Source organism: Bacteroidetes Order II. bacterium, from assembly GCA_016788705.1.
In the GTDB taxonomy this organism is placed as follows: domain Bacteria; phylum Bacteroidota; class Rhodothermia; order Rhodothermales; family UBA2364; genus UBA2364.
This window is the reverse complement of sequence record JAEUSQ010000017.1, coordinates 18,695-29,795: the sequence shown is the minus strand read 5'-3', so window position 1 is coordinate 29,795 and position 11,101 is coordinate 18,695. Positions and strand designations below refer to the sequence as shown.

At 46.6% G+C, this 11,101-nt stretch carries 12 protein-coding genes; 5 read left to right on the top strand and 7 right to left on the bottom strand.

Annotated features, from left to right (window positions below; translation table 11 throughout):
- The first annotated feature begins 23 nt into the window (after positions 1–23).
- Entirely contained in the window at positions 24–1,037 is a 1,014-nt protein-coding gene (locus JNN12_03765) for an FHA domain-containing protein (protein MBL7977433.1), read from the top strand.
- Here JNN12_03765 and JNN12_03760 read toward each other — a convergent pair whose 3' ends face one another.
- The 4 genes from JNN12_03760 to JNN12_03745 are packed head-to-tail and all read right to left on the bottom strand — an operon-like array spanning position 1,038 to position 3,141.
- Positions 1,038–1,352 carry an ATP-dependent Clp protease adaptor ClpS gene (locus JNN12_03760; GenBank protein MBL7977432.1) on the bottom strand — a complete coding sequence of 105 codons (315 nt, stop codon included), beginning with the start codon at positions 1,350–1,352 and terminating at the stop codon, positions 1,038–1,040. It lies immediately after the preceding gene.
- A 5-nt stretch (positions 1,353–1,357) separates the two neighbouring features.
- Positions 1,358–1,609, bottom strand: a complete 252-nt coding sequence (gene purS, locus JNN12_03755) for a phosphoribosylformylglycinamidine synthase subunit PurS (GenBank protein MBL7977431.1) — start codon at positions 1,607–1,609, stop codon at positions 1,358–1,360.
- Between the two features lie 11 nt (positions 1,610–1,620).
- Positions 1,621–2,469 (bottom strand): CDP-diacylglycerol--serine O-phosphatidyltransferase, encoded by an 849-nt coding sequence (gene pssA / locus JNN12_03750; protein ID MBL7977430.1) that lies wholly within the window; start codon positions 2,467–2,469, stop codon positions 1,621–1,623.
- 12 nt (positions 2,470–2,481) lie between these two features.
- Positions 2,482–3,141 (bottom strand): phosphatidylserine decarboxylase family protein, encoded by a 660-nt coding sequence (locus JNN12_03745; protein MBL7977429.1) that lies wholly within the window; start codon positions 3,139–3,141, stop codon positions 2,482–2,484.
- A gap of 237 nt (positions 3,142–3,378) precedes the next feature.
- Here JNN12_03745 and JNN12_03740 point away from each other — a divergent pair, with 237 nt between their 5' ends.
- The gene (locus tag JNN12_03740; GenBank protein MBL7977428.1) at positions 3,379–3,765 is read left to right on the top strand and encodes a protease inhibitor I42 family protein; all 387 of its coding nucleotides are present in this window, start codon (positions 3,379–3,381) and stop codon (positions 3,763–3,765) included.
- Between the two features lie 59 nt (positions 3,766–3,824).
- Here the strand turns inward: JNN12_03740 and JNN12_03735 are convergent, their stop codons facing one another.
- Together JNN12_03735 and JNN12_03730 are read right to left on the bottom strand one after the other, a co-directional pair.
- Positions 3,825–5,126 (bottom strand): glycosyltransferase family 4 protein, encoded by a 1,302-nt coding sequence (locus JNN12_03735; protein MBL7977427.1) that lies wholly within the window; start codon positions 5,124–5,126, stop codon positions 3,825–3,827.
- Positions 5,127–5,131: 5 nt separating this feature from the next.
- The gene (locus JNN12_03730; protein ID MBL7977426.1) at positions 5,132–6,847 is read right to left on the bottom strand and encodes an aminotransferase class V-fold PLP-dependent enzyme; all 1,716 of its coding nucleotides are present in this window, start codon (positions 6,845–6,847) and stop codon (positions 5,132–5,134) included.
- A 274-nt stretch (positions 6,848–7,121) separates the two neighbouring features.
- Between JNN12_03730 and JNN12_03725 the strand changes: the two genes are divergently transcribed.
- From JNN12_03725 to JNN12_03715, 3 genes are read left to right on the top strand one after another with little or no spacing between them, the layout of a single operon-like run.
- Positions 7,122–8,210: a hypothetical protein gene (locus JNN12_03725; GenBank protein MBL7977425.1), complete on the top strand. Its 1,089-nt coding sequence runs from the start codon at positions 7,122–7,124 to the stop codon at positions 8,208–8,210.
- Complete coding sequence (locus tag JNN12_03720; protein MBL7977424.1) at positions 8,207–9,148, top strand: response regulator; 942 nt, start codon at positions 8,207–8,209, stop codon at positions 9,146–9,148. The genes JNN12_03725 and JNN12_03720 overlap by 4 nt, the downstream gene beginning before the upstream one ends.
- Positions 9,149–9,197: 49 nt before the next feature.
- On the top strand, positions 9,198–10,199 hold the full coding sequence (locus JNN12_03715; GenBank protein MBL7977423.1) for a hypothetical protein: 1,002 nt from the start codon (positions 9,198–9,200) through the stop codon (positions 10,197–10,199).
- A 79-nt stretch (positions 10,200–10,278) separates the two neighbouring features.
- On the opposite strand, the gene JNN12_03710 is transcribed toward JNN12_03715, so the two are convergent.
- Complete coding sequence (locus tag JNN12_03710; protein ID MBL7977422.1) at positions 10,279–11,100, bottom strand: hypothetical protein; 822 nt, start codon at positions 11,098–11,100, stop codon at positions 10,279–10,281.
- Between the last annotated feature and the right edge of the window lies 1 nt (position 11,101).

Below are 11,101 nucleotides of genomic sequence, written 5' to 3'. Positions count from 1 at the left end.
CACCCAATAGCGTGTACTGAGCCATGATGAATGAGCCTAAATCTAATCAAGATGAATCCTTAGACGAAGAGCCTGAGACCTTGGTTCTGAATCCGGCAAGTGAGCCACCGACAGACGAAATAAAGGCGGACGAAGGAAAGAGGCCAGAGCAGGTCCCTGCTGCCGTTGTGATGAACCCATTGGAACCGCCTATACCTCTCACGCCGAAAAGCCAAGAAGAAGGTGGTTCACTTTTTAAACGGTTGTTTGGGAAGTTAAGCAAACCAAAAGATGTGGTGGAAGCCATCGAGAACTTAATTCCTCAAGAAAAATCTACGCTTGAGATTCGGTACGAAATGGTAGAATTGGTGGAGCAGACATTGCGGCCACATCGCAGGCGTGGTGTGGTGTTACCATATAACTTGGCCCTGATACATATTGTGGCGGAAACTCCGCAAGAACAACAAAAATATGTGGCGGCCATCTCGGACCTGTCGCCTTCGCTCCAAGATGCCGTGCTTGAAAAACTGATTTCCGGACGGTTTAATGTTCCGGAAGATTTTCAGGTGGATGTACTCATCTATCCGGAAGTACCCGCTAAAATTGCCGATGCTTTTACCGAAAACCGGGTCTATGTAGAGTTGGCAAAACGCACCGCTGCCACGTTAGTGGGTTTGTTGACCGTGATCAAGGGTCTTTCTGGCCAGACTGCCTATAAACTCCAAACCAATCAGGCGTATAATATTGGTAGGCTAGAGGAAATCATGAATCCACGTGGACATCTTGTGCGCCAGAACCAAATCTATTTCTCCGATCCGAACGCTTTACCTCTTGGCGACGCAAACCGTTCGATTAATGATACGGTATCCCGAATGCACGGCAAAATCCAGTTCGACAACAAGAAGAACAAGTTTGTATATTATAATGAGCAAGGAACAACCAGCTTTTTTCGGACAGGATATACTTCCAGCAAGAAATTAGCCACAGGGCAGTCGGTGGCCTTGGAGCCGGGAGATGTGCTCTATTTAGGCTCGGCCTGTATCCGTTTTGACGGATGATTATCCTTGAATTTCGGTGACTAATTCGATTTCTTTCAGAATCATCTGTACCCGAAAGCACTGCTCGAATTCTCCTTCATATACATTGGCTTTTCCTTTGGTATGCACCTCCCAAGCCAGTTGTTCACCACGTTCCATCGAACAGCCCGTTGCTAGTTGAAGTTGATAAATAACCTCGTCGAAGGTATGCACATTGTCGTTATAGAGGATTACGCGCCACGGGCGATCCAGTTGTACATCGGTGACTTCTAAGATGTCCTCTAAAGGAGCGTTGATACCAGAGGCCACTATATATGCAGGAGAAAGGCTTTTCATGGTGTTTAAACAGGCTGTAAAGCAACCGTGTAGTTTTCCATCACGGGGTTCGAGAGTAGTTTTTCAGCAGCATTGCGCACCATCAATTCGGCGTCCAAAGCGGAGTCTGCCTGCACCAACAATTCAATATGCTTTCCAATGCGGACATGGGAGAGTTGTTGGTATCCCAATTGCTCCAGTGCATGTTCTGCTGCTTTGCCCTGTGTGTCTAAGATAGAGGGCCGCAACATGACGGTAATAAGTGCCTTAAAGGTCATTGTGTTGGGTTTTAAAGGGTGGTTTCCGGTTCTGTCTCGACCCAAAGGGTGCGTACAAGGGTGACGAGTGCGTAAATCAGGTTCGCGATCAGGTACAATACAATGGATAAAAAGATGCCTATATCTTGTAGGATCAGAATAAGGATGAAACAAATACCGAAGCCAATCCATAGCCATGGATATGTCCGAATTGAAGAAACAGTAGGTTTGGGAATGGAAGCAAACCGAATGGTACTGACCATAAAAAGGGAAAGCGTAACGACCAAAGGAACCAGAACAGACTTGCTACCAAACTCGAAATGTGCGGCAAAATTAAAATCGTGAAAGGCCAAAATAAAAGCAACAATTGCCAGTGCTTGCGCAGGAATGGGTAATCCTGAAAAGAAAAAACTTTTCTCGGAGGAAGCATTGGTGTTAAAACGTGCGAGCCGGATGGCGCCACCTAATGCCGGAAGCGCAGCAACAAGCATACCTACAACCCCCAGCGTGTGCAAGTCGAAGGCATATACCAAAAATGCGGGAGCAGCGCCAAAAGAAACCACATCGGCCAGTGAATCCAACTCGATCCCAAATTCACTGGTGGCGTTGGCCATTCGTGCCACCATGCCGTCAAATAAATCAAACAAGCCAGCAATGATGATCAGCCAACAAGCCGCCAACAGGTTGTTTTCGTGTACCTGCACAATGGCTAAAAAACCACAAAAGAGGTTTAGAAGCGTAAGGGAGGAAGGGGCCACGGAGCGTGGAATTTGTTTCCGTGGTCGGTCGGAGCGGTTCTCTCGATAGATTATAATCCGTTCTCGTAACTGCGGTTTTTTTCGCGCTTTTTGAAAACGGCGTCGAAAGCGGCTTTGTGGCATAACGTACTCCGGTTATTGAGGGATGCGGCCCAGAATGGTGATTCCAGCATAAACCTGCTGGCCCATTTGGACGTCCACCTGCACATCTATTGGCATTAAAATGTCCATTCTCGAACCAAATTTAACGATTCCAAAACGTTCGCCTGCTTCTACCTGATCTCCTGGGCGGATGTGGTACTCGATGCGGCGTGCCACAAAACCAGCAATTTGTTTAAACAAGAACTTGCGTCCACTTGGGTGTAAAACCCCAATTTGGGACCGTTCGTTGCGCTCACTGGCTTTGGGTTCCCAAGCCACTAAATACTCGCCGGGGACGTATTGATCAAATTCAACAAGCCCTTTTACGGGTGAGCGGTTTACGTGAACGTCTAAGGGAGACAGAAAAATAGATATTTGGCGGGCTTCGCCTTTAAGATAGAGCGGTTCCTGAACGATTTCGTTCACCACAATTTTACCATCGGCTGGGGCCATTAATAAGTATCCGTTTTTGGCTTCCTCTGGCGGGACTCGTTTCGGATCTCGGAAGAAATATAGGGTGAACAAAACGGAAAAAAGGGCCAATCCATAAAAAAAAGCGCCCACTACACCGCTGAGTCCAATTCCGACCAGTGTTAATAGCAGTGCCAGGACACATGAAACGGCAATAATGCCATAACCTTCTTTTGCAAACATGTCTAACGTAGATGATTTGGGGTAAATTGATCCTAATTTAAGTTTGTTTGAGGAAGCAGATTGGGAATTTTGGGCAAGTTGAGGAAATAAGGTTGTGTCGTATGTATGCTTCTGGGTAACGCCAAAAGTGCTTGGCAAGATCGTTTGACGTAAGCCCCTTCTTTTTGTACTTTAAATAAATGCAATAAAGCAATGCTCAACTTTTTATTTATGGCAATCTTAAACCAAAAACAATTCATGCTCGTTCCCGTCCTTCTGGGCGTGTTTATGGGATGCATGTCCAAAAAAACGCCCACTCAACCTGAGGATGCTGGTGTGGTGGTTGCTTGTGGAAAAACCTTTACGGGCAAAGCGGGTGATCTGTTTTCATTGAGTCTGAATGCGAATCCTTCTACTGGTTATGCGTGGTATCCAACCGAAGAGAGCAAAGCCATAGCTGTTCAAGTGAACGACGGCGTTTTTAAGTCTTCGAATACGGATCCTATGGTGGTTGGCGCAGGTGGAACCCAAACACTTCCCTTTAAAGTGGTTAAATCGGGTGAAGTGGTGGTGGAATACCGTCGAAGTTGGGAAAAAGAAGTTTCGCCAGCAGAAACTTGTCGTGTAACCGTCCAACTGCTTTGATGGGATATTAATCTACCTCGGTTTGTCTCTTCGCAGTGCATCCGGGTAAAATTACGCTATTACGCTGAGTTTCTGCTTCCCGTCAGGGGTAGCCCATCCAGCAACGAAGCCAGGTTTTGGGTGAGACGCTGGCGGGTGAAGTTTTGCGGATATGGCCTGACCGACGATCTATCTGAGTCAGACAATAGTGTTTCTATGCGGTTGCGAATAGCGGCAACATCTTGGTGAGAAATCATTTCTCCGGCACCCGCCGCTCTTAAAACCTTCGCCGCATCCCCGTTTGGCGGCCCTATGGCCAGAATGGGTTTTCCTGTGGCCAAATATTCAAACAATTTACCTGTTAAAATTCCCTCGGTTCCAGCCTTTTCTTCAATAACAAGAAGCAAGGCATCTGCGGTTTGCATACATAACAACGCCTCTTCGTGGGCCACATAGGGTTGTTGTATCAATATATCATCTATGTGCTTTTTGTGCATATCGGCCAGTACCCGTTCATCTGTCCGGCCTGTGAACTGCAACCGAATGGTTGGCCAGTCTCTTCGGATATCGGCGATGGCCTGCCACAATCCACTGGGGTTCACAAATAAACTCCCTGTATAAGCAAGAGTGAACTGTTCTTTTTTCGTGGGAATATGTGGCATCGGCGGGAAATCATTTGGATCAAATCCATTCGATAGTAAGTGCATCCTTTCAGGATGTTGCATCCGCTCTTGCATTTGTCGAAGGTAATAGGGAGACACCATGGTCACCAAATCCGCTCCATTTAGTACCTTACTTTCGAGTTTGGCGTCCCACCAATGTGCTAAACGGGTATGGGGCAATGTATGGTAATAGCTGATGTCCGTCCACGGGTCCCGAAAATCGGCCAGCCATGGAATGCCCGTTTTTTGGTGTAATTTCAGCCCAATGAGGTGCGTAGAATGGGGCGGCGAAGTGGTAATGATGGCGTCGAAAGGGCGGGAATGGATCACGTTTAAGGCTTTTTGCAGGGCTGGTCTGTTCCACCCAATTCGGGCATCTGGGATAAAAAGATTGGCACGTAGCCACTGCATTAGGCGTTCTTTAGGGGTTGTTGCCTCGTGAAGCGTCCCTACAGTTACGGTTTGGTCTTTTCTTCCGGTGAAGCGTGCATAAAGCTCAAGTGGATTAAAAGCGCGTGTTCGGTGTATTTCTACTTCAGGAGGCACTTCTGCTATGAGCGAGGGGTCTATGGCGGGAAAGGCCGCATAAGCGGGATCAACGGTCAGCACGGTTGGCATCCACCCATATGTGGGCAGATATCGCACAAATTTCAAGCTGCGCTGAACACCAGGGCCGCCAGAAGGCGGGAAATAATACGCAATAAAAAGAACCTGTTTCATGCACGCTATTCAAACAACGTCCCTACTTGGAAATTGGTTTTTTTTACAGGCGTTTCGTGGCCAGTGGAAATGGAGCGTGTGGCGTTACCGTCTTTGACTTGAGGTGGTCGTTTAGGGGTTGGAGACGAGAGCGGTTTTTCACCTGATTTGGCCTTGAGGTCCATTTGTATGGCACCGTTTTGGTGAATAGGCTGGAAGAGATTACCTGTCGGGTCTGGTGAAAACCAGCGCTCTATCATGGGTCGGTAGTCCGGTTGGGTTTTATGAACAAATTCATTGGTGGTCGCTTTGTAAAAATAGTCTTGTGCCCATTCATGGTGGTTTCTAGCAATGGCATCTACGGCATCACACACATAATGGATCTCGGCATTGGTCATCGTAGGGTGTAAGGAAAGGCGAACCCAGCCCATTTTGGCGGAAAGATCACCTTGGTCTATGCGGGAAGTCATCTGATGTGATACTTCAGGGGCTACATGTAGCAGATAATGCCCATAAGTTCCTGCACAAGAGCAGCCTCCGCGCACCTGAATGCCAAAACGGTCGTTCAGGAGTTGAACCACCAAGTTGTAGTGAATGGGTTGTAATAAAAAAGACATCGCACCGAGTCGGGTGGTGTGGGCATCTGCCAGAAGATATACCCCGGGAATTTTACGAAGTCTTTCAAAAGCGATCGCCAAGAGTTCATGTTCTCGGTTTCGGATATGGTCTGTTCCCATTTCTTCTTTCAGCAAGACAGCCAAGGCGGCACGCATGGCCTGTAGGAAGCCTGGAGTTCCGCCGTCTTCTCGTGCTTCGATATCATCGAAATAGCGGTGCTCGCCCCAAGGATTGGTCCATGCCACTGTACCTCCTCCGGGCTGATCTGGTACATGAGAACGATAAAGTTGACCATTAAATACCAAAACGCCAGGTGTTCCAGGCCCTCCGAGGAATTTATGTGGCGAAAACATGATGGCGTCTAGGGCTTCCATCGGGTCTTCCGGGTGCATGTTAATGTCCACATAAGGGGCGCTCATGGCGAAATCCACAAAACACACGCCACCATGCTCATGCATAATCCGCGCCAGTTCGTGATAGGGTGTTTCTATGCCAGTGACATTGGAACAGGCCGAAAATGCGCCAATCTTGAGTTTCCGGTCTTTAAACTTGGTAAGCGCATACCGCAATTGGTCCGGATTAACCAGACCCTGTTCGCATGGCTCAAGGCATACAACATCCACCAAGCATTCTAACCAAGAAGTTTGGTTGGAATGGTGTTCCATGTGGGTAATAAATACCACAGGCCGATCTTGTGGATGGATCTGAATCGCTTGGTTGAGTGGGTCGGGGACACGTAGTCCGAGTATGCGTTGAAACTTGTTGATAACACCCGTCATCCCGGTCCCACTCAGGATTAGGGCATCATTGGGGCCAGCATTGACATGTTTTTTTAGGATGTGTTGGGCTTTATGGTAAGCCATGGTCATGAGGGAGCCTGTAATACTGGTTTCCGTATGGGTGTTGGCAACGTATGGTCCGAATTGTTCCAGCATTTTGCGCTCAATAGGGCCATATAGACGGCCACTGGCAATCCAGTCTGCATAAACTATTTTTTTACGCCCATATGGAGACTCGAACATCTGGTCTATCCCAACAATGTTTCGGCGAAAGCGCATAAAATATCTTTCTAAAGGGGTCTGCGCCTCGGTACTTGCACCGAGCATATTGGCCAATTCGTTCATTGTGGTATTTTATTATTTGAGGGCTGGAAGTGTTTCTTAAGATACAAAATATTGGTCAATTGTTTATCTGGCTGTTGCAAATAGTTCGGCCCATGATTGTTGTGGGAAAAAGGAAACAGATATCCGGTATCTGGATCGTTTGAGGGGTCTCTTTTTTAACGTGCTATTGAAGCGTATTGCTGCTTATGAGGTGCTTCCGACGAGGGAATATTTTCCGTTCTTTTTGTTTGGTCATTCTGTATCTTGAAAAAAATAGACATCAATCCTTGAAGCGATGATTCATAAATGGCTTTTTCTTGTATCTAAATGGGTGTTAGGCATCTTCCTGACCTACGCACTGGTGCTAAGTACACTCGTTCAAATGTATCCGCAGAAGAGCCGAAAACTGGGAGATATGTATCTGGAGCGTCCCCAAAATGCTCCGGAGAAGGTTGTGATTGGCCAAAAAATTGATGAAAATATAAAGAATATTATATCCTTAACGGAAGAGGAAGCACGGGTAGTGGGCCAACTGATTCGGTACGAACTGCCAGATACGAAGACGTTCCTCAATATTGATCCGAGTGGAAATATCATCTTGGGTATATATGTCCCCTATCTGATTATAGTGTGTCTGTTGGTCTTATACACTTACGATCGCCGAAAATCAAAAACTGAACTTCAACTACGTCTGATTCTTCTGCACGAACTTGAAGAACGCTTCAGGATACGCGGGAGCAACTTACACGATGTGGTTATCAACCCTATGAAACGATTTGCCGAGGAATTGCCTCATACATTAATGAAACACATCACAAGGGTGATTCCGGATGAGGACGAAGCCTTAGAAGTAGCTGTACAACTCCATGAACCCCTCAAAGGTCTGTCGGAGCGGGTAAACTTGATGGCAGGTCTGGCGCATGATATTTATCGGGATATAGCCCCCCCCATTCATCTGATTGGACTAAAAAACACCATTCAAGCGTACCTCGGCGAAGTCCAAAAGCATCATTCCACGTTGACAATACAAACGGAATTGGAAGCAACCCCTTATTTAGAAGGCAATCTTGGTATCCAATTGTTCCGTATGGTACAGGAAGCAGTCGGTAATGCACTGCTACACGGGAAAGCCTCTAAGATTCAGGTAGAGCTATTGGAATACGGTGGGTATGCTTTTCTGACCGTCCAAGACAATGGTTGCGGCTTTGATGTGCCCAGTGATTTTAATGCTCTGGTTAGAAGCAAACACACCGGACTTGCCAATATGAAATACCGCGCCGAGGGGATTGGTGCACGGCTGTTGGTCACGTCTCGACCTAACGAAGGCACCCGTATCGAAATACGGCTACCAGCTCCTCGAAATACAGAGAAGTGGCTGCCATGAAAAAAAAACGCATTGAAGTGATTATTGCCGACGACGGTTCCTTCTTGGAAACCTGTAGTCGCTACTTCGACGGTACGGAAATACAGGTGGTTGCTACAGCCACTTCGGCGGAAGAAGCCGTGATGCAAGCCATTGTTCATCAGTATCGGGCGGATATTTTGATTCTGGACGTGGACTTGGGCGTAGGCCGCTATGCCACCGATGTATTGCGCGAACTAAGAAAACGCAGTATTCGCATTAAAACATTAATTATTTCTGGTTTGGTACATGAAGTGGCATACGTACTCCCCTTTAAAGGTTTGGTGGAAGGCATTCTACATAAAAATGAAGACAAGGCCCTCATTAGAAAAGCGGTAAGGGGAATTGCTTCCGGCCAAACTGGCTTTTATTCCCCTGAGTGCGCAGATATTTTGGTCAATAGGGATTTTCGCAAATTCTATTCGCTTTCCGAAGATGAAGTAGAAGTGCTTTATCTCTTAACAAAGGGTTTTACGAATACCAGCCGATTGGCCGGATTTTTTGCGACACAGCATATGGGGTTGATAGATGATGACTTATTGGCCAATATTCGACGCACCAAATATTTGTTTCAGGAAGATGTTCCTGCCTCCAAAGCAAAAGACAAAAGTGTAAGCGAGTACATCAAGCAGTTTGTGCAATCGGAAGAAGGTAGAAGTCAGAAGTTTGCACTTGATCTGGGTACCATTCGTAAACCCGTCTTGCAAGACGATGGAAAAGTGCGGTATGAAAGAACCACAGGTGATCATTTGCCTTTCGAGGAACAGCTAACCCTGTTATTAAAACGAGAAGAAGGCCGGGTGAGACGAGATATCCTGCCAAGAATATTTTCGGAATTGGAAATTGAATCTACCATAGAAGCTTTGCTTTGGGCGCAAAAATGGGATTTACCTAAGTATTATGATCTATCCCATATATGAAAACCCGAAGTCAATCACATATAACATCCTTAAAAAAACCTTGCCCAGTATGAACAAATTTATTTACCCCAAAACCTTGCTCTGGGTTGCACTGGCTGCAATAGCGGGTTGCGACCAATCATCGTTAATGTCTTTGCGAGATGAAACCACATCTATAACAAAGCTATACACCGATTTGCCTGCTAATTTCTCTGTATTACCGCTTAATACCACCTTGCAACTTTCTAAAAAAACTTCATTACAGTTCCCAATGCTGGTCTCAAAAGACCAAGCGAATGCAGCAGATCCTGCATTTGGGGTGATTTTTGTCTCGGATGGTACGATAAGCAACCCGCATCTTGAATTGGTAGATCCATTGGAAAATATTCAGGAGGGGGAGACGTTGAGCAGTTACGAAGCCGATGGCCCTACCCGACAGGTTTCTAAAGTGAGCGTTACCCTGAACGAAAATGGGTTTACTACCCAAGCCCTTTTTTACGATAATTCGTATTTGCCCGAGGCCAACACCGCCACACACGTATTGGTAGCCTTTTATGACGAAAATGCCTTAACGGAAGAAGCCCAATACTTCAGGTTATTCAATCGGGCACAATTGGCCAATGGCATCACCAACCTACCGAACTCTCCCTTAGGACAGTGCCTCGGCAATACAGAACAAGTTCAGCGTTGCGAACAAACAACGGCCACAAGGGCGCTCAAAAATAAAGGGCATTCGGGAGCGACCATATCTGCCGCACCGATTTGCCTGCCAGCTTCAATTGGCAGTGGGGGAATCAATTATTATTGCTTTGGTGGTGGAAGTGCGGCTTTGTCCAAATCTACGTCCATACAAAATGCAGATGCTCATGTGCGACTGGATTTTCATTTGGTACTTGATCCTCAAAATCCACTATCCTTCACCCAACCCGAGAGAATGATTGCGGCCTATGTGATGGAAGGCAACACGGCCTTTGGGCTTGCAGGGTACAAACGCCCGCCTTCACAATTTACAACACCATTCCCGGTGGAGATAGACCGATTCCGGCAAACTTCAGGATTAACCATCCACTAAGTATAAAAAACACTTCTTATTAACCTACATTTCTTTGTATGTTACCTGCCCAAAGCCATGCTCTCCCAGGGTGTGGCTTTTATTTTATTCGTGTTTGAATGATGATCTGTGTTACTTCTTTTACCTCCAATAGGGGAATTTCCCAAACGGATTTTATGGGATTATACTGGCCTTTAAGTGGAATGGCCTTGATAAATTCAAATTCCTGTTCTGGAGTGATGGGGATGTTTAGCCGGACTTCTTTTGCAGCGTCTGGGCCTTGGTTTTCCAGCGCCACTTTGGTCCAAACTGTGTATCCTGGTTGCATGTCCTGTGTTTCTGTTCCGTCCGGTTTAAAAACTTGTACAGTATGTTTTACTTCAACCTGGGCTACAAAGGGCCGGAATCCTGCGTCTAAGCGAATCACTTTCTGCGGGCATCCGGGTAGGAAAACGCGCATTTCCGGAAACCCCTGCTCATTATTGAAGGGGGGCACGGCATCCGAGTTAACGTCTGGGGAGGTTGCCTCAACTTCGGTCAGCCGGACATTGGCCAGCGGTCCTTTAAAGTCTGCTACTTCGTTCAGGATAACTTTTAAGAGATTGAACTTCGGGAAGTCCGATAACGTAAAGCGATATTGGCCACGCCCATCGGTGCGTTGGGTGTCCAATAGGTTTTGGTCGTCCCAAAGTTGTAAGGTGAGAGACGGGAAGCCGGATTCATCAGGGTCTTGAATGCGGTTAAAATTGGCATCTTTCCAAACCCGCCCGACTATTTGTATGGGTTTTGTACAACGGGTATTGGCCTCTAAAATCGGGACTGAGAAATATGCCAAGTGATCTTGCGCGTAGGTGTGGAGTACGTCAGCAAACAAGATGGAAAAAACGAATAATGCACGATGAAGAAAAAGGAATTTTTTCATG